Source organism: Mesorhizobium sp. M7A.F.Ca.ET.027.03.2.1 (assembly GCF_003999175.1).
In the GTDB taxonomy this organism is placed as follows: domain Bacteria; phylum Pseudomonadota; class Alphaproteobacteria; order Rhizobiales; family Rhizobiaceae; genus Mesorhizobium.
On record NZ_RZOM01000008.1, the window covers coordinates 1 to 21,831 of the forward strand.

The following is a 21,831-nucleotide window of genomic DNA, read 5'->3' on the forward strand; positions in this document are numbered from 1 at the left end:
AGCAGATCCTTGGCTCTCTGGGATGCTGAGCCGCAAGCCGCCCATGCTCGTGATCGTCGCCCTGGCCAACAGGACGGCACGCGTCGTGTGGGCGTTGATGGCCAAGGGCGGGACCTACAGGGCACCGGCTTTGGCAGGGTAGTCCGCTCCCCGGGCGGGCCGCCAAAGTGTGAGAAGGTCGAACGGAGAGTAATGGCGCTATGGTCAATGAGACGGGATCGGGAAAACCAGATCATGGATACGCGCCTCGAGCGCGCCAGATTGTTTTGGATCCGCTCCGCGAACTCCCATACGGGCCCGCGGCATATGACAGCCGCAACAGAGGCCGGACACATGTCAGCACCCGACCACGCTCCGCGCTCTTCGAAAAGATTCTTCTTGCACCAACGGGGGCGTCCACACATGATGACGATGTCACCGGGCTTGAGGGTTGGGGCGAGAACCTTGTCGACATAGAGCTGGAAACGCTCGCCGTTGATCGGTCCGTCGATCAGCCATGGTGCATCGACACGGTCGTGGCGCAGTGCCGCCAAGAAGGTCATGGTCTTCCAATGACCGTGCGGCACCTTGGCCTTGATCCTCTCGCCGCGCGGCGCCCATCCTCTGAGCGGCGCCATATTGGTCTTGGTCCAGGTCTCGTCGATGAACACCAGGCGGGAAGGATCGATGCGGTCCTGATGCTTTGCCCACTGGACCCGCCGGCGCGCCACATCGGGGCGATCCTGCTCACTGGCGATCAGCGTCTTTTTTTGTGACTGAGCTTCTCGGCGTGAACGAACTCCCATACCGAGCGGTAATCGACCTTCAGGCCGTGATCGCCAAGCTCGGCCACAAGACCGCGCAGCGTGAACTCCGCCGCCCGGCAGCGTACCAACAGCCACTCCCGATGCTCTCCGGCAATCTTCTTCGGTCTGTGCCCACCCATCTTGCCGGGTGTCAGCTTGTTCGTCTCGCGCAAGCGGCGCACCCATCGGATGACCGTGCTGATTCCAACCCCGTAGCGCTCTGCCGCCTGACGTCGCGACAGGCCCTCCTGCTCAACCGACGCTACCACCCGCGCCATCGAGTAAGGCTTGCCCATCCATGCCGGCCTCCTGACCCAGCCAGCAGGTTGAATCAGATTTGCTCGCCTTCGGGAATCCCCTTTCGATTCAGACTCAATTCATCCCGCTCTAGTGCCGCCTGGCAGGTTGGCGCCGCTCCCCATGTCGATATTACTGCGCTACGCGGCTTGGCGGCGCTGCTGCAGGATGTAACACCCGCTTCGGGCACCCCATCGCAAATGCGAGATTCGAGCGCAGCATTGGACTCTCACGACGCGCTCCAGATGGTGCGGCCTGATCTTCTCAGACATCATGACGCGCCTCCTGTCGCTCCGTAGTAAGCGCGTAGCTGATGCCGTCTAGCGCTGGTAGTTCCAAGGCATGAGCGCCTCGATGTCGCTGTTTGGCCAGCCATTGGCGATGCGCTCGAGGGTCTGGGTGAGCCAGGCGTGCGGATCGACCTGGTTCATCTTGGCGGTGGCCAGCAGCGTGGCGATGGTGGCCCATGTCCGCCCGCTGCTAGCTGAAGCGCGGATCGAGCACCGGCACGTAACGTGAGAACGTGTCGACGACCGTCAGCACACGGATCTTCTTGCCGGGGGCGAGCTGATCGTGGACGAAGTCCCTCGCCCAGACGTCGTTCGAGCCAATGGCCTCCTGGCGATCTTCCCGCAGCTTCGCCTTTACGCGCCGCTTGGGCGTCTTGTTCCTCAGTTGGAGGCCCAAATTCCTGTAAATGCGATAGGTTCGCTTACATTGAAGGGACAAAGTCAGTTGCCCAAACTGCTCGCAGGTCCAGGCTCCAGGATGGGATTGAGGTCATCAATAATAAGCCGCAAGCTCCACTTAATCAACCTCTTCACCCAAATTCGTTATAGCTCAAGCGCGGCATTGCGGTCGATCACACGACCGTCCACCATTGGGTCGTCCGCTTTCTTGCCCCTGCCGGTGAAGCGCTTCAACCTGCGCGAGCGGAGTTTTGCTGGCAGCGTCAGCGTTCGCAACTCGTCACGCTTTGGTTCATCGAGCAGCGGGACCTGCCAGCCGCCAATCGCTTCTTCAGAAAGCCCTCGACTATCATAGGCCGGCCGGTCCGAGTCACCACCGATGGCAGCAGACCGACCGTGAGGCAGACGTTTCCTGTGACGCCACAAATCGCTTGCAGATTGTTCCCGGGTTTTGGCTGAAGTCGATGATCCACCAGAGCCCGTACCTCATCAAGACGCTCGAGGAGGAGCATCGGGGTCGCTAGCGCCGCGTGCGGCACATGCACGGCTACAGATCATTCCCCAGTCTCGCCGCCCGACCAGCAGCTAACCAATCCTCCGGCATCTTAGCTCAGCTATTGCAACGAAACCTTCAACTAAATTTGCAGAATCTTTGCGACCGCAAATCGCTGAAAATGGTAAGTGCACTGCCAGGTCTGAGGATCGGCACGCCTAAAAAGCTGATGCTCGGACCGCCGCACAGCACCAGCTAAGAGGTTAACGAGTCAATGGCAAGAAGAGCTCTCATTCTGCTTGAAGGCGGAACTAATAGTCGCCTATACGTCCAAGCGGCCCAGCGTCTTGGTCTTCATCCAATTACCCTGTCCGCCGATCCCGCTCGTTACGACTATCTTGCGGTGGAAGGAGTTGAGGCAATCCGTGTCGATACAGACAATCTCGATGTGCTGATCCGCGAATGTTCCCGGCTGCGTGCGACCTATGACATTGCTGGCATTACTGGCTTTACAGGCGCCGACGAGTCGGTCCACGTGACAGCCGGCAAGCTCTGCCGGTATTTCGATCTACCAGGACCGAACCCCGCATCGATTGAACGATGCTGCGACAAATTCACTCAACGTCAGCTCCTCGCGGAGGCCGGCGTTGCAGTACCTGCTTATCGCTTGGCAGCGAATGCGACGGACGTAGAAAGCTCTGCTGCGGCGATCGGCCTGCCGGTGATTCTTAAGCCAGCCGTAGGCTGCGGCAGCCGCGGTGTCCGATTGTGCCGCAATGTCGATGAGTTAGCCGAACATACCGCCTATCTGTTGGGCGGGAAGCACATATGGCGGTCTTCGCCGAGGATACTGGTCGAAGAATTCGCACAAGGTCCCCATTATACCGCTCAGATAATGGGAAATGAAGTCATTGGAATTACCACCTCTGACTTCGGCCCCCCACCGCATTTTGTCTATCGTCAGTTCACCTTTCCGGCCGAGCTGATTGATGACGAGCATGAGCGTATCGCCGATGTTTCGCTGAAGTCTTTGCGAGCTCTCGGCCTTGGCTGGGGGCCAACGAACATTGAATTCCGGTGGACGAAGCTTGGCCCAGTGGTCATTGAAGTCAATCCGCGCCTTGCGGGCGCGCTCGATTCTCAACTGGTTCAGCTGGCTTACGGTGTCGATCTCGTCACCGAGCACATCAAGCTCTTCATCGGCGGCGAATCGAATTTGCGCACAAGGCACTCGCACACTGCGGCCACGCGGATACTGGATACTGATCGCGATGGCATCCTCGATTGGATTGATGGCGTCAGTCGGGCGGCTGCCATATCAGGCGTCGTCGAGGTCAAACTGTATGTTGAACCGAAGACGCCGATCGTCAGGAAAGGCGATTACCGAGACGGTATCGGACATGTCATCGCCGTTTCCCCCAGCCTTGCTGAGACCGAGGTCGCACTTCAGCGGGCCGTCGAATTGATCAGTTGGTCAATCACACCATTTCCGAGCCGTGGCGATTAGAGACAATCTTCGGCCCTTACCTCCGCACGCCGGCGCAGGTGGCGCCAGTTAAGATGACCTTCACCCAACATTGGTGCAAATGCCGTTACGCTCCGTGTGATAGAGTTGCTCACCATTAATATTACCGCGTTGATCGATTCGTGTGGCGCGACAATTCTGATGAGAAGCCGCGCTCGCAGCTTCATTGTCGCGCCGCAGATCGAGCGTCATCAGGATGCGCAGAATGGTTGTCTTACCCGAACTTGATGGGCCGATCAGCGCCAGTTCCTCGCCCGGCATCGCTGCCGTCGTTGACAATGGGATCGGGTCGACCATGGCGGACGCGACGGTCGCCGACACTGTAATGGCGCGATAGAGATGCATCCACTGGCCACGGACTTTATGTACGTCTCATCCGCATGCCACTTGCCGGTCACGGCGCGCTTGCGCCGATTGAAGTGCGTCAGCAGCAATGGCGAGAAGTGAACGACCCAGAGATGGAGATGGTCAATGCTTACGCCGCACTCGGCCATCATTCAGGCTCAAGCCATAGGCCAGATACCTGGTCGAAATGGCGGCCCTTGATCATTTGAAACCCTCCGGCAGATAACCGGAAAGCCATGCCGTAATCCCCGTAACTGAAAAGTTTGCAACAGAACCGCCGGCACTGGCTCAAGAGCCGGATCGATGCCCAGAATGAGATCGGCCAGCTCTTCTACGCTGGCATTGTCGGCACAGGCGTCCAGGATCCGCTGGTAAATGGTGAAATGCTCCCTGTCGTAGCTCGTGAGGCTTTCCGACCAGGGGACTTCGTCCATGATGTTGGCTTCATTTTCGGTCTTGCCAATTTGATGTGAGTAGATGGTGGCGGCCGGCCGGTTGCGGCCTGGCTGAGCTTCTTCACCGACGACCAAACTATAAAGAAGGAACGATCCTTCCTAGAACGATAATTCCTTTTCAGCGCCTATCTCGCTGTGGATCTCAAAGAGGTCATGGCGATCAACATGCGTCGCTTGCGCCATGAACAGGATCTGACGCAGGAAGAGTTGGCTGCACGCGCGGATCTTAGCATGCGCTATGTGGGCTCGATCGAGCGTGCCCGCGTCTCCGCAAGCGTCAGCGTGCTCGGACGACTTGCGGAGGCGTTCAGCATTGACCCCTGCGAGCTAATAAAACCATCGCGCAAGGTATAGCATTCGCGATCGCCTTCGGCGGAAGCGGAAAATCCAGCCAGCTTTTGACGGCGCTCGCACGCCTGACGACGCGCTCCTGTCGTGAACTGAGCCGGCTTTTCTTCGGCAAGCAGGCAGTCTCGGCCATATGGTTGCAGCGGCAGCCACAAAGAGCCCAACAGCACGACCCGTGGCGATTAAATGCTCTGATTGCTCTGATCCCTGAAAACTGAATCGTTCGAAAGCGGAGTTTTCCGCGGTAACATCCCTTGGCTGGGAGGAACGGAAGACGAATGAAGGCATCGAAGTTCTCGGATGCGCAGAAGGCGTTCATTCTGAAGCAGGGATCGGACGGAATCTCCGTCGCGGAGATCTGTCGTCGGGCGGGGATCAGCCAGGCGACGTACTTCAACTGGAAGAAGAAATACGACGGACTGCTGCCGACCGAGATGAAGCGGCTTGAGGACGAGCATGGCAAGCTCAGGAAGCTGGTGGCCGATCTCTCCTTGGACAAGGAGATGCTGCAGGACGTCATTCGCCGAAAACTATGAGGCCTGGTCGCAACGCGAGCTGGTAGCGGAGACGTGTGATGAGTGGAACGTGTCGATCCGGCGGGCATGCCGGCTTCTGGAGTTCGACACGTCGACCTATCACTACAAGTCCCGCCGCCGTGATCAGGCCGGCATCGAAGCTCGGATCGGCGCGCTAAGCCGCGCGAGGAGCAGGAGTGATGTTCGACGCGAGGAAACGCCTTCCTAAGCGGTGTCCGCAGGCTTGCCTCCGCAGCAAGAGCGGCGGTTGTCGCCAAGGACCGGGCAACACAAGCCTCACTTCCAGCGATGGAGCCGACCGGGCGCGTTTCCCCGGAGACGGAGGTTGGCCATCTAAAAACGCGATGGTTCAGCCCCTGACTATGTATTGGCGAACAGGGCGGTAGCTGAGGCATAGTTGGGACTGCAATGGATCGAAAAGGCCTGGTGCTGACAGTAGAACGAATCGAGTCGAATATGCAGATTACAGACATCCTGATCGCGCCCGGGAACGGCGCTTTTTTCTATGATGACCAGACTGCCATTCGCGGTGGCGCGATCCAGGACGGGTTTAGGTATGCCGGCGAACCCGCTACTTCCGGATTCCGGTCCATTCGCGTTCCGGCATCTTCGCTCAGCATTGGGCTGGTTCTGTCCGACGACGTCATTGTTTGGGGCGACATGATGGGCGTCCAATACTCTGGTGCTGGTGGACGCGATCCTTTCTTCGATGTCGATCAGATTGCGGATTTGACCTTGCGTGCTGTAGCGCCTCGGCTTCTCGGTCTCGATGCGTTTTGTTTTCTAGACGCTTGCGCAAGGGCCTTTGAGCCCTTTCGCGGGATGCGGCTACCCTTGGCGCTTGAATATGGCGTTAGCCAAGCTCTTCTTGCCGCGGCCGCCCATCTCCGGCGCAAGACCATGGCCGAAGTCATATGTTCCGAGTTTGAATTGCCGCTGCCCACGCGCAGGGTTCCCATTTATTGTCAGAGCGGCGATGCTCGCGAAATCAACGTGGACAAAATGATCCTGAAGGGGGTGGATGTGCTTCCCCACGGCCTGATCAACTCACGGCAGAAATTCGGCGTCGGCGGCCAGACCTTCATGGAGTTCGTGACGTGGGTTGCAACGCGTACGCGGCAAATCGGCCGCCCGGGTTATCATCCGGTGCTGCATTTTGATGTGTATGGCTGGATCGGCCAGGAAATCGGCTTGGAGCTGCAAAGCATCGCCGACTTTATCTGCAGGGTTGCAGATACCGTCCCGGATTTCGTGCTCAACATTGAGTCTCCGGCGGACTTTGGTTCGACGCAAGCCCAAATTGACAACTACGCCCGGATTGTATCGATTTTGGACGACCGAGGTTCTAGTGCTCGTATTGTCGTGGACGAAAGGTGCAACACGCTTGAGGATATCCGCCTCTTTGCAGGAGCGAAGGCCGCGCATCTCATTCAAATCAAGACGCCCGATGTCGGCTCATTGGCTGACACGGCACGTGCCGTGCTCCTGTGCAAGGAGAACAAGATAGGCGCGTACGTTGGAGGAAGCTGTACCGAGACAGATCTCTCTGCCCAGGCTTCTGTCCACGTATCGGTGGCGACCCAGGCAGACATGATGCTTGCGAAGCCTGGAATGGGCGTCGACGAGGCATTCTCGATCGTGGGCAATGAACAGAACCGGTTGCTGGCGATGCTGAATCGTCGTCGGGCTTAAGACAAAATGTTGGATGAATAGAGCGGTGTTGCATGCAGAACTCTCTTGAGGGGATCACTGTCGTAGCTGTGGAGCAGGCCGTTGCTGCACCGTATGCATCGTCTCGCCTTGCCGATGCAGGCGCTCGCGTGATCAAGGTTGAGAGGCCTGAGGGAGACTTTGCCCGGAATTACGATAAGTTGGTGCGGGGGCAAAGCGCTTACTTCGTTTGGCTCAACCGGGGTAAGGAGTCAGTCTGCCTGGATTTGAGGTTGGAGGCGGACCGTGCCGTGCTGGACACGCTTGTTGCTGCTGCCGACGTCTTTATCCAGAATCTGAAGCCAGGCAGCATCGAAAAACTCGGCTACGGATCTGCGGATCTGCGTCGCCGTTTCCCGCGGCTAATCACCTGCGACATTTCGGGATTTGGGGAGGGGGGGCCATTTTCTCACCTCAAGGCGTATGATCTCATTGTTCAGGCCGAAACAGGTCTGTGCGCAATCACGGGTACGCAGCAGGGGCCGGCACGGGTAGGGGTGTCGGTGTGCGACATCTCGGCGGGCATGACGGCACATAGCGCCATACTTCAGGCGCTGTATCATCGCGAGGTCACTGGCGAAGGAGCTAGCATTCAGGTGTCCCTGTTCGATGCCGTCGCCGATTGGATGAACGTGCCGGTCCTGCAACACGACTACAGCAGCTACCACACGGTACGCGCGGGCGTGAAACACCCCTCGCTGGCGCCTTATGGCGCCTATCGCTGCGCCGATGGCAAGGACGTCATCTTTTCCGTGCAGAATGACCGGGAATGGGTGAATTTCTGCGAGAAATTCCTGAAGCGGCCTGAGCTCACGCGTGCACTTGGTTTCGCCGACAACATGGAGCGCCTCGGCCACCGTCCTCAACTTGATGAGATAATTGAGCTGCGGTTTTCCGAGCTGTCCTGCCACGAAGCGATGCAGGAGCTTGAGGCGGCCGGTTTGGCATATGGGCGACTGAACGAAGTGGCGGACATTTCAAAGCATCCACACGTTCGCAGGGTTGAGATTGGCACACCTGAAGGAACAGTAGAGACGATCGCCCCGGCGGCGATCTTCAACTCTGAGCGCCCCTCGCTGCGCCCAGTTCCGGGCCTTGGTGCGCATACGGAGGCTGTCCGCGAGGAGGTTCGAGCAGGTTTGCGCGCAAGAGCCGCGTCAGCATGAGCGTGCCTGTTGTCGGGAAGGAAGCGCGATCGCGATTTACAGAGTGCATGCCTAGTCCTGGCCCCTCCGGGTGCCACGGCCGCCCAGCAAACTCACTGACAGCGCCCACGCTAGAATCGACCGCAGAGGCGACTTCATGAATGACGCCGTTCAGGCCGTTGAAAGCCCGATGTCTGTTCCCCGCTGGAGATCTCTGCTCTTTGTTCCCGCTCATGTTCCGCGCTTTGTGGAGGCGGCTCATGAGCGCGGGGCAGATGGCGTCATACTCGACCTCGAGGACTCCGTTCCCCAGGATCAAAAAGGTGAGTCACGGCGCCAGCTTTCTGCATCCGTGGCAAAGGTGGGCCGCAGGGGCGCTTATGTTTTAGTTCGCGTGAATCGCGGTTTGCGTGCCTTGGCGGCCGATCTCGATGCAGCCGTAGTGGCGGGTGTTGATGCACTTGTCCTTCCGAAGACGGATTCGGCAGCGTGGGTAATAGAGATCGCGAACGCGGTATCGGAACTTGAACGAGAAAGAAACCTTGCGCTGGGTCGAATCCGGTTCCTTGCCCAGATCGAGGCTGCGGCAGCATTGCAAAGTCTCTCAGCCATTGCGTCGGCCCATCCTAGGATGGTTGCAATGGCGCTGGGTCCTGAAGACTTCAGTGCCTCTGTTGGCGGTGCCCCGGAACTCGAGCTTCTTTTGACACCGAACCTTTCCGTTCTGTTTGCGGCTCGCGCCGCAGGCTTGCTACCGCTTGGCTTCATAGGAAGTATCAGCGAGTTCTCAGACAATGATAGACTTCGTGAGGCCGCGGCGCATGCGCGGCGGCTTGGCTTTGCCGGAGCTTTGGCGATCCATCCAACGCAGGTGGCCATATTCAATGAGGCTTTCTCACCAAGCCCACAGGAACTAGAGTGGGCCCGTCGTGTCCTCGCGGCGGAAAAAGATGCGACGGCGCAGGGCAGAGGCGCGTTCGCATTGGACGGGAAGATGGTCGATCCACCGGTTATTCGAAGGGCCCGAGAAATCATCGCGACGGATCCGGGCGCCGAGTTGGCCGTTTGAGTCCTCAGCGGGTTGATCAACAAGACTGGGACGACGACAGCAAGCGTCAGCAACTCGGCACAATTATTGCTGTCGCGCCATCACATTTCAAGATAGATTACGTCAATTGCAGTCCGCCCTCGGAAGAGTACCCGTGGAAATCAGGCAGTTAAGATACTTCGTTGGCGTGGTCGAAGCAGGCAGTTTCACGAAGGCCGCTGGCTTTCTGAATGTCGCCCAGAGTGCGCTGAGTCTGCATGTGCGCCAATTGGAGGAAGGCTTCGGCACTCAGCTGCTGATACGCGACAGGACCGGCGTGAGCGTGACGGCGTCAGGAGCCAAACTGCTCGAGCGGGCGCGGGCAATTCTCAAAGAAATTCGACTTACCGAGGTGGAATTGACCAACACAGCCGCTTCCCCTGCCGGGGAGGTGACTATTGGCATTCCGTCTGGAGCTGCTCGCGTCCTGAGCGGTCCGCTGCTTGAGGCGGTGAGACACGAACTGCCCAAGGTGTCCCTCAAGATGGTCGAGGGTATGACGGGACCGCTAGAGGAATGGATGGCGGCTGGACGCTTCAATCTGGCGGTTCTGTACCGCACAGCAGACAGTGTGGGGCGAATGACGGTGCTAGCGCGCGAAGACCTTTGTCTGGTGGTTCCGTCCGGCGAGCCACCGTTTGAAGATGCGATATCTCTGGCCGACCTGCATGCATTCCCCCTGGCGGTTCCCATGCGCAACAACAATGTCAGGCGTTCGGTGGCTGATGTCGTCGCACAACACGGTTGCGCGCTGGACGTCAGGTTTGAAGTGGACTCCCTCTCAACGATCATCAACATGGTCGCAGAGGGAAAAGCGCATTCTATTCTCGCCCCGTCTGCGGTTCAGAAAGAAGCCTCCCAAGGGCTGGTCCGGACTGTCAAGATCGTCGATCCGGTGATTACCCGGTCCGTGGTGCTCGCTGTAAATCCCAAAGATGAGCGTTCTGCGGCCGTTTCTGCGGTCCGCAAGCTCATTCCGAAGGTCGCCAGAAAATTGATTGAAATCCGGGACTGGGCGGCGGTGGCGCCTGAGGCGACCTGACAAACTAACCTGTAAAGCTGGGCATGATCTTTTGCGGCCATTAGGACCAGCCCGATCTGGATTCCAGATGGATTTCGGCAATATTCGATATTTGACCCGCCGCGACCATCGCGATGAAACTGGCTCAAGCGAGTTCAGCAGTTTCGATATCGAAACTGCGCTCGTATGCAAGAATTCAGTCAAGTGGAGCCCGCGATGTCCGACGCCAAGAGCTACGAGCTCTTCATTAATGGCAAATGGCGAGCCGGTGGTAGCCGAGCCACTTTGCCGGTGATCAACCCGGCGACGGAGAAGGTATTTGCCTCAGTGGCCTCGGCTACGGTTTCAGACTTGGATGAAGCTCTTGCTTCGGCAGAACGCAGCCGCAAGGCGTGGTCCTCACGACCCGCCAAAGAGCGTGGCGAGATACTCGTCTCTGCCGCCAGCATTCTGGCAGAGAAAGCTGGCGCCGCAGCCAGGGACCTGTCGTCCGAACAGGGAAAGACGATTGCCGAAGCGACAGGAGAATATGCGCGCGCAGTCGAAACGCTGGAATGGAATGGCCGGCATGCCGATGAGTTGTCGACCCCGATTCCGTTGGGTCCGAACAGGATGATCGTCCCGGAGGCCCTCGGTGTCGTCGCTGCCTTTACGCCGTGGAACTATCCAGCCGTTCTCATCGCCCGCAAGCTCGCCCCCGCGCTGGCGGCAGGCTGCCCGGTGATCCTCAAAGGGGCCGAGGAGACGCCAAGCGTGGCTGTCCATATCGTGGAATCTTTGCGTCAAGCAGGGATACCGGAAGGCGTGGTCAACCTGGTGTTCGGTGTTCCTGTGCATATATCACGGCATCTGCTCAGTTCGCCAATTGTGAAAGTCTTGACGTTCACGGGGTCGACCGCTGTTGGGAAACAGCTGGCCACACTGGCCGCGAATAATCTGCAGCGCTGCATCCTTGAGCTCGGTGGACATTCCCCGGTTATCGTGTGCGAAGATGCGGATCTGGTAAAGGCGATACCCGCTATTTCAGAATACAAATTCGAGTGCGCGGGCCAGAGCTGTAATGCGCCCAGCAGGATTCTTGTCGCCCGATCCCGCTATGAGGAATTCCTGTTCCGGATGACGGAGGCGGTCCGAAGAATCAGGATCGGACCACCGGATGACCCTGCAACGCAAATGGGGCCAATGGCAAACGCGCGGCGAATAGAGGCCATGCAGCGCCTGACCAAGGATGCGGTAGAAGGCGGCGCCCGCATCGAGACCGGTGGCATCCCCCTTGACCGACCGGGGTTTTACTGGCCGCCAACCATCCTGACGGGCGTACCGAAGCAAGCGAGAGTGCTTCATGAAGAGCCGTTCGGACCGATTCTCACCGTGGCGCCTTTCGATACGATCGAAGAGGCGATCGAGGAAGCCAACGCCACCGAGTACGGTCTGGCCGCCTACTTGTTTACTGGCGCGGCCGATACGCAACAGAAGCTTATCAATGGTCTCTCTGCGGGCGCAGTTAGTGTGAATTACCTGAAAGGGGTTTCCGCGGATGCGCCTTATGGGGGCGTCAAGCAAAGCGGCTATGGATATGAAGGCGGCGAGCAGGGGGTGCGAAGCTTCCAGATTCTGAAAATGGTCAATGGCCTCGGTTCGTTTGGATAAAATCCGGTGGGAAACAGAACACGGACCATCGCAGGTCGCGACATCACAAGGAGCGTCGCCGACGCCCTTCAGTACATCTCGTACTATCATCCTCCAGATTATATCCGGTCTCTTTCTCACGCATACACGCGAGAACAGAGCCCGTCGGCGAAGAATGCCATAGGTCAGATTCTGCTGAACTCCCGCATGGCGGCCTTTGGGCGGCGCCCGATTTGTCAGGACACCGGACTTGTGGTTGTCTTCGCAAAGGTCGGCATGGATGCCCGCATTAAGTCAACAGCCAGTTTCGCTGATCTTGTGAATGAGGGCGTACGTCAAGCCTATCTCGATCCGGACAATCCCCTTCGGGCATCGATCGTTGCGGATCCCCTCGCTAGACGGGTCAACACCCGCGACAACACGCCGGCAGTTGTCCATGTCGACTTGGTGCAAGGTGACCAGATTGAGATCACTATCGCCGCAAAAGGCGGCGGGTCCGAGAACAAGGCACGTTTTACCACCCTCAATCCCAGCGCCTCCGTTTCCGACTGGGTGGTCAATACCGTTTCGACCCTGGGCAGCGGATGGTGTCCGCCTGGGCTGATCTCTGTTGGTATCGGTGGTAGCGCTGAAAAGGCGATGCTGCTGGCCAAGGAAGCCATGAACGAGCCCATCGATATGGCGGAACTGATCGCAAGGGGGGCGTCAAGCCCAGAACAGGGACTGCGGATTGAGCTTTATGAGCGGATCAACGCGCTTGGCATCGGCGCCCAAGGGCTTGGTGGTCTGACGACAGTCGTTGACGTCAAGGTTGCGACCTATCCTACTCATGCGGCGTCCAAGCCTGTGGCGCTCATCCCGCAATGCGCCGCCAACCGGCACCTGAAGTTTACTTTGGACGGCTCTGGACCCATCAGCCTCCAGCCGCCCGATTTGCGCGAATGGCCCGACATCGGAGCCGACGAATTGAACCCAGCCGGCGTCCGGCGGGTCAATTTAGATACGCTGACGAAGGAAGAGACGGCATCGTGGCGCTGCGGTGAAACGCTCCTGCTGTCTGGAAAGATGCTGACGGCCCGTGACGCTGCCCACAAACGAATGGTCGAACTGATCGATGCCGGCAAGCCGCTTCCAGTCGATCTGCGGGGACGCGTGATCTACTACGTCGGTCCCGTCAGGGCAGTGAGGAATGAGGTCGTTGGACCCGCCGGTCCAACAACCTCCAGCCGCTTGGACGATTTTACGGACAAGGTGCTCGCCGAAACCGGCCTTTTCGCGATGGTGGGCAAAGCGGAGAGGGGACCGGCGGCCATCGCATCGATTGTAAGACACAAAACGCCATACCTTGCTGCAGTGGGTGGCGCTGCGTACCTGATTTCAAAGTCGATTAAGGCGGCGCGGATTGTCGCCTTTGAAGACCTGGGCATGGAAGCCATCTATGAATTCGATGTGCAGGACATGCCCGTCATCATGGCTGTCGATGTTGAGGGAAACTCCATTCACAATTCCGGGCCTCTTGAGTGGCGTAAGCGTATGGCGGCCGACAGCATCGCACGCAACATCGGTGTTTGAGTCTTTCCGGTTGGGCGATTTCGGCCAGACCCCAGCGCCAAATTGTCGGGGAAGCCGTAAGACGAGTGGCATTTGCGGTGCCCTGCGCCTCGGCGAGCCGGACGAGCAAGGCCTTCAATTCACCCCAATAGCTGAATGTGCCAGTGAATACTGCATTGAGTATGCCGTCCACCCGATCGAGGCTCGATTGCAGTCGCGCATCTATCAAGTACGGGTAGCGGAGATTCAAGAAAATGGGTTATCTATTTATCAGGAGGTCTCCGCCGCCGCCGACTTCCTCTCCAGCTGCATCATTGCCCCGTTAGGCGTCGGGGCGATAGCCAAATTACTTCTGCAGCTTTTCTCAGCGGATCACTCTCCCTCAGTTGATTTTCGTACCCATTCTAGCACATCTCGGGCCTGGAACGGATGCCTTCCACTACTACATTCGGTCGTTTCAATTGATGTTAGAATTGATCGGCACACGACGCGCTGTCGATCGCTGCTTGAGAGCAACAGGTTATGAAGTCGAAACCCGATCCCGTGCAACTCGACAGTTGGGACCTCCGGATTCTCTCCGAAATTCAGGCAGACGGTCGGATTTCAAAAAGTGAGCTTGCAAAACGAGTTCATCTTTCGGCGTCGGCCTGTTCGGAGCGGCTCCGAGCACTCAAGGCCGCAGGGATTATTGAGGGATTCTATGCGCGACTGAGTCCTGCCCTCATCGGCGGCATGATCTTTGTGATGGTGGAGGTCGTGCTGGATCGTCATCGTCTTGAGGACCAACGACACTTCGAAACTGCAATCGAAGAGATTCCGGAAATCCTGGACTGCTGGGCAATTGGGGGGCGCGTCGATTATCTGATGCGGGTCGCATCTCGTTCTATGGCCGCCTATCAGGATTTCATGGAGGGACTGCTGCAGGCAGGCTTGGGGATTGATCAATACTATAGCCTTGTCGTCACGAAACCAGTGAAGTCCAATTCACCGATACCCTTGTCCGCCCTGAGGCAACGGTGAAACCGAAAAGCTTAAGTTTCCACGGCGTTTGGCCCGGATCCCGTAGATTCGTCGGCAAAAAGCACCCATTCCGACGAAACTCAAGGGACATTTGCGGTATACTCTTGCTGGAAAGAGGTGGCCGAGCGCTATCCGCCAGTTGATGGCGAGGAAGGACGATGCGCTTGAGCAATCTGGAACCGATCAATTCCAGGAGACGGATCGAAGCAGCCATCGGACGCACTTGGCCAGCACGGTTGCGGCGAGAAGCCAAACCGGATCGTGCCTGGTGGAGGAGGCGTCCATATGTGAGATGCGAAATGCCGAAAAAATGCCTCTACCGCTACTTCAAGGGGGGAACTTTCGCCCTGGATTGGCGATCAGTGACGATTGAGCTTAGTCGCGGTCAGCGCACCCGTGTAGGGGCGAAAATCTACAGCGAGGATTTGGCAAGCCGACGGGTAGCGGGAGTGCAAGCTGGTCTGCTCGGCCCTGGCGAGCAAACCGGCCCTCGACGCCTGCGGATATTGGGAGATCGCTCCATCGCCTTTTTACGTCGTAAATTCGTTGCTGATCGAGATCAGGAGCTCGTCTGCCCTGTTTGACATTGCTGGTCTCCGCAGCCTTCTGAGCGAGGAGCATCGCTGAGCCGCGGTCGCGGGTGACAAGGCCGGTCACGCCTGCCAGCCGAGTGGTCTTCGAAAAGGTGGAGGTTGCGCTACCGGCTGGAGAGAATGGTGCCAGTTTTCACAAGACAAGGGGTCGCTTAATCGAATGGGCGTTTAGTTCATAGATTGCGAACAGATCATGGGGGATTTGAATAGTGCTACTGACTGAGGCAGAGCTGAAAAAAGTTGCGAATGCCAGTCGAGGGCATAGAGCCGCATCGATCGTTCTAAAGGAAGAGATGGCCGCAGCTACAGCCAGATCGTCATTCGACGTTTTTCTGTCACATTCGTTCAAGGACGCAGAGATCGTTCTCGGTGTGAAGCGAATTTTTGAGGAGCTTGGGTTCACTGCTTATGTAGATTGGATCGAAGATTCACAATTGGACCGCACAAAGGTTTCCTCGGCCACTGCCGAGTTGCTGCGGACCCGTATGAGGCAGTCAAAGACGCTAATCTATGTGCATTCAAACAATTCTCCAGGATCCAGATGGATGCCTTGGGAGCTTGGCTTTTTCGATGGCTTTCGGACCGCGGTAGCAGTTCTCCCCGTGGCAAAAAATTCTTCCGAAACATTCTGTGGGCAAGAATTTTTGGGCCTATACCCGTACATCGATGGGACCGGACCTGCAGTCCTGTTTATAAACAGAGGGACCGCGTCTAGCTCAAGACTAGGCTCTGTAAGCTCGACTGCAAATGTTACGTTTGCCAAATCATGGCTTAAAGAATTTGCTGGCACAAAATAGAATGGTGCTCTGAAGTGAAATATCCTGGACTCTATAATAGCGCCGACGTGGCATCCAACGAGCAGCAGGCGACGTTTCTCCGCCTGATCCGGGCAGAGTACGTTCTTCTTTTTTTAGCGTCGGTGCTCTCTTTGGACTTGTCGCCATCAAAAGCCTATTTCGGTGTCTATGCTGCGGTATTTCTTTGCTCAATGGGAGTCCTCATTTTCCGGTCGGTCACAAAGCCCGAGCAGGTCTGGTATCAGGCTCGAGCTCTTGCAGAGTCGGTGAAGACATTGACTTGGCGCTTCGCGATGCGAGCACAGCCGTTCGATGACGCGCGCGCCGCTGACGCCAGAGCTGATTTTCGAAAGCTCATGGAAGGTATCCTTGATAGCAATCGTCACCTTGGTAGCGCGTTGAGCGGCACCGATTCAGCATCCCCCCAAACAACCGACCAGATGATGTCGATAAGGGACTCCCCGCTAAAAGAAAGAAAAGACATATATCTGCAGAGACGAATCTGCGACCAGCGGAAGTGGTACGAGAAGAAGGCGCGCTCGAACAAGAGGTCCGCGAAAGTCTGGATGGGCCTTGGTATTTTTGCATACGCTCTGGGATTCTCGTTCATCGTAGTACGCATCGCTGACCCCGCGATGCCTGGCTGGCCGACCGAGCCGCTAATTGTCATCGCCGCCTCGCTTATCGGGTGGACCCAGATCAAGAAATTTAACGAATTGGCATCGGCTTACACGTTGACAGCTCACGAGATCGGCTTGACTGCCGACCTTATTACGGACGCCAACTCGGATGAGGCATTCTCCGCCGCGGTGAACGAAGCCGAACTGGCTTTCTCACGGGAGCACACCCAGTGGGTTGCTCGTCAAAACAACTAAGAGACAACAATGGCATACAGCGATCCGACCTATGTAATATTTGACGGCGATGAAGACGCTTGGGCATACCGCTTTATGAAAGGGTGGAATGCCAGCGAGAATGTGAGTTTTGAATTCGCGAACGCTCACGATCTGGACAATATGACGAGCCGAGCACAGGACGAAGATTATGTTAAACGCAATCTTCGCAACAGAATGAATGGATCGAGCCAGGTACTTGTCCTGATCGGTGAGAAAACGAAAAACCTTTTTCGCTTCGTGCGCTGGGAAATGGAATTGGCCCTTGATCTAGGTCTGCCGATAATCGCAGCAAACCTTAACGGCTCGCGGCAACAAGATGCGAGCTGTCCGCCTATCATCAGGGACAAATGTGTTGTGCACGTGCCGTTCAAGATGAAGGCCATCAAGCACGCGCTAGCCAATTGGCCCAGCGAATTTCATCGGCTTTCAAACGCTCAGCGTGGCGATGGCGCCAGGAGCTATGGCGAAAGCACCTATCGCGATCTCGGCTTATAATCGCCCACCTAAAAGCACTTAGCCGCCAAAACATCCTCGCCATCCGCTGGCGGCGACTAGCCTTAGCAACGTCCCCCAGCGTGTTCCGAGCTTGCCGAGCGATGATAAGAAGAGACGTCCGATTTGCTGAGTTTGGCTGAAAGCTGCAGGTCATGTGCAACCTATTAGAGGAGCCCCGCTCGAAGCGTCGGATCGTCAGACAAGATCATGTCGCGCGAGGGCGCTGGTTTCGCGAGGAAAAGGAGCGGCTGTTCGATGTTTGAGGCTTGATCCAGCGTTTCGAGACTGCACGAGCGGCCAGCATTGATGGAGGCAGCTTTTCAGGCCGCGCAATTCTGTCGGCTCGCCCCCTCCTGCGAGCCGCAGCTCGGCTCGCCCTGCGCAGCAACCACGAATTTGCGATCGCAAGAAAGGCAACACGCTCACGATAGAACTTGGCGGCGCTGGTCGGCTGCGAATCAAGATGTCAATGGCAAGGAGCTCTCGCCGCGCGTCTTTGCCGGGCCGAACCTTCTGGCTATGCTCCTTCGAGAAGTCTGCCGAGCACCAGCCGCCGCACCGCCAAAGCGATCAATATGCGCGAGGGCACGACCTCAGCCTCTCAGCGCTGGCCAACCAGGTTGGAGCCTGTGCCGCGGCACGGAACCCGCTGCCTGCTGATCGAGGCGAATGTGCTTTGCCCCTGATCACCTGCATTACCACCCTTGGGAACGGCAAGACCGATCCGGACCGTCAGAATGTAAGGGATGACCGGCAGTTCGGCGGAACATGGCCGCCGGCGCTCTATCGTGCCTCGCGCGGCCGGCGGGAACAGCGTCCCGAGCGCTATTCATCCGTCAATATCGCCCGCTAATCGGGCACTATGCTGGGCGCATGCGCGTCGTAAGCTGTTCGTGTTTGCATGACGCGCCCCCGACCCTCGGCTAAGGCGAACGTGACGCCTTAGTTTTCACGGCAATTCGGGCCGATCCCGCGAATTTCACGGCGAATAACCTGCATTCCCGAGAAACTCAAGGGACGTTTCCGGTATGCTATTTGCTAAACAGGTGGCTGGCCGAGTGCCCTCCGCCAATTTATCGCGAGGAGAGGGACATGCGCTTGAGCAATCTGGGAACCGAGCAACTCCGGGAGAAGGATAGAAGCTTCGTCTTCCATCCTTCTACGCATTTGGCCAAGCACAGCCGAGGCGAAACGCCAAATAGGATTATGGCCGGTGCGGAAGGCGTCTATATCTGGGACACCGAAGGCCGAAGGAGCCTCGACGGTTTCGGAGGACTCTACTGCGTCAACATGGGATATGGATGCACGGAGATCGCCGAGGCCATTGCCAGGCAAGCACACGAATTGCCGTTCGCACACGTCTATGCCAGCCAAGGTACGGAGCCGGTCGCCCTGTTGGCAGAGGCCGTGGTCGAGTATTTCGGTCAGAACATGCGAAGGGTCTATTTCGGCCTCTCCGGTTCCGATGCCAACGAAACCAACATCAAGCTGGTCTGGTACTATAATAACATTCTTGGCCGGCCCGAAAAGAAAAAGATCATCTCGCGAAATCGCGGCTATCACGGGTCTGGATTGGTCACGGGTAGCCTAACTGGCCTTCCCTTCTTTCACAATTTCTTCGACCTGCCTCTGGATTTGGTGCGCCATACAACCACGCCGCACTATTACCGCCAGGCGCGTGTCGAGGAGAGCGAGGAAGCGTTCTCCCGGCGCTGTGCCGATGAGCTTGAAGCCTTGATCCTGGCCGAAGGACCGGAAACGGTTGCAGCTTTTATCGGAGAGCCGGTACTTGGGACAGGAGGTATTGTGCCGCCCCCCAAAGGGTACTGGACGTCCATTCAAGCGGTGCTCGACAAATACGATATCCTTCTAATCGCGGATGAAGTGGTCTGTGGCTTCGCGCGAACCGGCGAGAAGTTCGGTTCCCACCTGTATAACATGCGTCCGGATTTCGTGACCATCGCAAAGGGTTTGAGTTCCGCCTACCTCCCCATCTCCGGGTCAATCATTGGCGACCGTGTCTGGTCGGTTTTGGAACAAGGAACTGAGAAGCACGGCGCACTCGGCCACGGCTGGACATATTCGGGGCACACGCTTTGTGCCGCAGCCGCGCTCGCCAATATTCGACTGCTTAAAGAAAAAAATATTCTGGAGCATGTCCGCGATGTTGGACCGTATTGGCAAGACCGGATGAAGGCCGAGCTGGCGGGACATCCCATCGTTGGTGAAGTTCGCGGAGTGGGTATCCTGTCGGCCGTGGAGATGATGCGGGACCCAAAACAAAGGATACCATTCGAACCCGACCTTCAGGTCGGGGTGCGCACTGCAGCTGCTCTGTTTGAGAATGGCGTCATCGGACGGGCCATGCCGCATGGCGACATCCTCGGTTATGCCCCCCCCCTGATCATTACCCGAAAAGAGATCGACATCATTGTCGACGCGACGGTAAAGTCGGTCGATACCACCTATCGCGCGCTGAAGGCCGAGGGTGCCGTATGATTTTGCGATCGCGAAGGAGCGAGTCCGGAGGCAGGCATGTCCCTGCGCGCTACTGCGCCGAGCAGACCCAAAACTGTTGAATTCCAGATATCTGATCTTGAGCATGCTCCGGGCTATTTCAGTCACGATTTGTAACCGAATCAGTTCTGCCGCCGCTGTCCTGTTGCCCAACGACCAGGACCTCTGTGCGGCGCGCCCTGCGGGTGTACCTCCCCGCCGGCAGGGCGCCCTTTTTGACCCACGTAATCAGTATCATTATGGCCCGTGCGGGATCGAGGGTCTGGTAAAGGTCATCTGCACGTTCCGATGCAGATTGAGCTTAGACGTGCCCTTTACATCATTGCAGCGGGCCATAATCATTGCGGTGAATTTTATCACGTCAGGTATATAGAAGGACGATACTCACACGCCACCCCGTTCACAAGGAAAGGCATTTTAATATTGTTGAGACGATTTGCCTATCAAAGAAAAGAAAGCATCGCAACACTTCTTTGCGGATCACGGCGCCCCGGGTGGGGGATGAGCGGCTATCCGAATTGTTATGCTAATGCCGACCCAAATTCCTGCAAAAGCTGGGGTCAATGATGGCTTTTGGTCAGCGCAGGATGATTTCTCCTGATTTGGTCGGTGCAGGGGCGGTCATGATTTAATGCATGGAGATTCTCTGATTGAGCTGTTGAGATCATGAGGCGTCTGCCAGACGCCCATCGGGTGAGCCCAGCATGATTGGGATGACCGACGAAGATCGAAAGTGTGGCAGCATTCTGGAGCCCGGTCAGCCCAGCGACGCCCGCGAATTCAATCACGTTTGTCGGGACATACACGACGCAGCCGGAAGGCGTGCAGAAAGAGGAAGAATCGAGCGCGACGATGACGAGGCACATGCCACTTGTTTTCGAGACATTCCTTGAAAGACTGTCACAGAGTATCGATGAGGCAGATTTCCGGGATGCCATGGCTGAGGCGGCCGGACGACTTGACCTAATCTTCTTTGCCTACCTCTCCTTGCCAGCACGGCCTTCCGGCAAACCGAGGTTAATTTCAAACTATCCACCCCGCTGGACCAGACAGTATCTGGAAAATCAGTATGAGAAACTCGATCCTGTGGTCTTGCGTGCTCGAAATGGCGGCTGCCCGTTTCACTGGGGATCGAATTTGGGAGGCGATAAAATGTCGCCGGCTCAACAGCAGCTATTCGATGAGGCGGCTCAATTCAGCATCTGCTGCGGTTTGACGATCCCAATTGTCGATCTCCGCGGCCGCATCGCTGCGGTTACTTTTGCCGCCGATGAGCCTCGTCCAGTATTTCTTCGGGTCGCTGAGCGGTACGAACAAGCTCTTCAACTGATGGCGGCCTGCTTTCATCGTTGCGTTCGCCGCAAATTGCCGAGCGATCGAACAGTGGATGGGGTTTCGCTGACATCCCGCGAATATGAGTGCCTGAGGTGGGCAGCGCGGGGTAATTCAGCCTGGGTGACCGGCCGCATCTTGGGTATCAAGCCACGCACGATCGCTTTTCATTTGGACAATGCCAAGAAGAAGCTAGGCGTGCGAACCCAAAATCAGGCTATAGCCCTTTTGGGGTCCGAAGGGTCCTCAATTGTCTGAGAAGCTTTTTGATCCCCTTGTGCTCGGGCCATTCGATCGCGCGCTTTGTATCGAGCGTTGACTGGATGCCGAGATCTTCTGTTCCGCCGGCTCGGGCGATGCAGCCGTATTCTTCCAGTCCGCGCCGGTGATCATAGTCTATGGGTGCTCGAGCGGGTGTGTCGTCGCTGACGAGCTAGTTGTGGAGCCTCAACAGGTTGTCCTCGGTTAGAGCGAGGCGACTGATAGGTGTTTTGGACTTTAGGCTCCCGTGGGGACGGTGCCAATTGTATCTGTGCAGCCAGACCGGCAACTCTGCGGCGCGGTG

Annotated in this window: 17 protein-coding genes and 7 pseudogenes; 18 read left to right on the forward strand and 6 right to left on the reverse strand. The window is 57.3% G+C overall.

What is annotated here, in order from left to right:
* Positions 1 to 142 (forward strand): annotated as a pseudogene (locus EN750_RS00875) (IS110 family transposase); the annotation flags it as partial.
* Between the two features lie 259 nt (positions 143 to 401).
* On the opposite strand, the pseudogene EN750_RS00880 reads toward EN750_RS00875, so the two are convergent.
* The 4 genes and pseudogenes from EN750_RS00880 to EN750_RS39855 all read right to left on the reverse strand — a co-directional run.
* Positions 402 to 1,081, reverse strand: a pseudogene (locus tag EN750_RS00880) (IS630 family transposase); the annotation flags it as partial.
* 321 nt (positions 1,082 to 1,402) lie between these two features.
* Positions 1,403 to 1,558: pseudogene (locus tag EN750_RS00885) on the reverse strand (transposase domain-containing protein); the annotation flags it as partial.
* A 13-nt stretch (positions 1,559 to 1,571) separates the two neighbouring features.
* Positions 1,572 to 1,796, reverse strand: a pseudogene (locus tag EN750_RS00890) (IS3 family transposase); the annotation flags it as partial.
* A 119-nt stretch (positions 1,797 to 1,915) separates the two neighbouring features.
* On the reverse strand, positions 1,916 to 2,197 hold the full coding sequence (locus tag EN750_RS39855; protein WP_210212720.1) for a hypothetical protein: 282 nt from the start codon (positions 2,195 to 2,197) through the stop codon (positions 1,916 to 1,918).
* 341 nt (positions 2,198 to 2,538) lie between these two features.
* Between EN750_RS39855 and EN750_RS00895 the strand changes: the two genes are divergently transcribed.
* Entirely contained in the window at positions 2,539 to 3,771 is a 1,233-nt protein-coding gene (locus EN750_RS00895) for an acetyl-CoA carboxylase biotin carboxylase subunit family protein (RefSeq protein ID WP_127395341.1), read from the forward strand.
* Between the two features lie 328 nt (positions 3,772 to 4,099).
* Here EN750_RS00895 and EN750_RS00905 read toward each other — a convergent pair.
* Positions 4,100 to 4,339: pseudogene (locus EN750_RS00905) on the reverse strand (DDE-type integrase/transposase/recombinase); the annotation flags it as partial.
* Between the two features lie 58 nt (positions 4,340 to 4,397).
* Between EN750_RS00905 and EN750_RS40290 the strand changes: the two are divergent.
* From EN750_RS40290 to EN750_RS00980, 16 genes and pseudogenes are all read left to right on the forward strand, one after another.
* Positions 4,398 to 4,607 (forward strand): hypothetical protein, encoded by a 210-nt coding sequence (locus EN750_RS40290; protein WP_245482551.1) that lies wholly within the window; start codon positions 4,398 to 4,400, stop codon positions 4,605 to 4,607.
* A gap of 117 nt (positions 4,608 to 4,724) precedes the next feature.
* Complete coding sequence (locus EN750_RS00910) at positions 4,725 to 4,943, forward strand: helix-turn-helix transcriptional regulator (protein ID WP_127395342.1); 219 nt, start codon at positions 4,725 to 4,727, stop codon at positions 4,941 to 4,943.
* A gap of 272 nt (positions 4,944 to 5,215) precedes the next feature.
* Positions 5,216 to 5,621, forward strand: a pseudogene (locus EN750_RS00915) (transposase); the annotation flags it as partial.
* A gap of 308 nt (positions 5,622 to 5,929) precedes the next feature.
* On the forward strand, positions 5,930 to 7,165 hold the full coding sequence (locus EN750_RS00920) for a methylaspartate ammonia-lyase (protein WP_127395343.1): 1,236 nt from the start codon (positions 5,930 to 5,932) through the stop codon (positions 7,163 to 7,165).
* A 32-nt stretch (positions 7,166 to 7,197) separates the two neighbouring features.
* Entirely contained in the window at positions 7,198 to 8,349 is a 1,152-nt protein-coding gene (locus EN750_RS00925) for a CaiB/BaiF CoA-transferase family protein (protein WP_127395344.1), read from the forward strand.
* A 136-nt stretch (positions 8,350 to 8,485) separates the two neighbouring features.
* On the forward strand, positions 8,486 to 9,397 hold the full coding sequence (locus tag EN750_RS00930) for a CoA ester lyase (protein ID WP_127395345.1): 912 nt from the start codon (positions 8,486 to 8,488) through the stop codon (positions 9,395 to 9,397).
* Positions 9,398 to 9,530: 133 nt separating this feature from the next.
* Complete coding sequence (locus EN750_RS00935; RefSeq protein WP_127395346.1) at positions 9,531 to 10,457, forward strand: LysR family transcriptional regulator; 927 nt, start codon at positions 9,531 to 9,533, stop codon at positions 10,455 to 10,457.
* Between the two features lie 195 nt (positions 10,458 to 10,652).
* Positions 10,653 to 12,086 carry an NAD-dependent succinate-semialdehyde dehydrogenase gene (locus EN750_RS00940; RefSeq protein ID WP_127395347.1) on the forward strand — a complete coding sequence of 478 codons (1,434 nt, stop codon included), beginning with the start codon at positions 10,653 to 10,655 and terminating at the stop codon, positions 12,084 to 12,086.
* Between the two features lie 6 nt (positions 12,087 to 12,092).
* The gene (locus tag EN750_RS00945) at positions 12,093 to 13,637 is read left to right on the forward strand and encodes a fumarate hydratase (RefSeq protein ID WP_127395348.1); all 1,545 of its coding nucleotides are present in this window, start codon (positions 12,093 to 12,095) and stop codon (positions 13,635 to 13,637) included.
* Positions 13,638 to 14,138: 501 nt separating this feature from the next.
* Positions 14,139 to 14,636 (forward strand): Lrp/AsnC family transcriptional regulator, encoded by a 498-nt coding sequence (locus EN750_RS00950; protein WP_127248552.1) that lies wholly within the window; start codon positions 14,139 to 14,141, stop codon positions 14,634 to 14,636.
* 164 nt (positions 14,637 to 14,800) lie between these two features.
* A complete protein-coding gene (locus tag EN750_RS00955) occupies positions 14,801 to 15,220 on the forward strand; it encodes a hypothetical protein (RefSeq protein ID WP_127395349.1) in 420 nt (139 codons plus the stop codon).
* 820 nt (positions 15,221 to 16,040) lie between these two features.
* On the forward strand, positions 16,041 to 16,901 hold the full coding sequence (locus EN750_RS00965) for a DUF4231 domain-containing protein (RefSeq protein ID WP_126087045.1): 861 nt from the start codon (positions 16,041 to 16,043) through the stop codon (positions 16,899 to 16,901).
* A gap of 9 nt (positions 16,902 to 16,910) precedes the next feature.
* On the forward strand, positions 16,911 to 17,417 hold the full coding sequence (locus EN750_RS00970) for a TIR domain-containing protein (protein ID WP_126080675.1): 507 nt from the start codon (positions 16,911 to 16,913) through the stop codon (positions 17,415 to 17,417).
* 676 nt (positions 17,418 to 18,093) lie between these two features.
* A complete protein-coding gene (locus EN750_RS39230) occupies positions 18,094 to 18,270 on the forward strand; it encodes a hypothetical protein (RefSeq protein ID WP_164781893.1) in 177 nt (58 codons plus the stop codon).
* A gap of 239 nt (positions 18,271 to 18,509) precedes the next feature.
* A complete protein-coding gene (locus tag EN750_RS00975; RefSeq protein ID WP_063169303.1) occupies positions 18,510 to 19,916 on the forward strand; it encodes an aminotransferase in 1,407 nt (468 codons plus the stop codon).
* 870 nt (positions 19,917 to 20,786) lie between these two features.
* On the forward strand, positions 20,787 to 21,524 hold the full coding sequence (locus EN750_RS00980; protein ID WP_082826574.1) for a LuxR family transcriptional regulator: 738 nt from the start codon (positions 20,787 to 20,789) through the stop codon (positions 21,522 to 21,524).
* Between the two features lie 175 nt (positions 21,525 to 21,699).
* On the opposite strand, the pseudogene EN750_RS00985 reads toward EN750_RS00980, so the two are convergent.
* Positions 21,700 to 21,831: pseudogene (locus EN750_RS00985) on the reverse strand (IS481 family transposase); the annotation flags it as partial.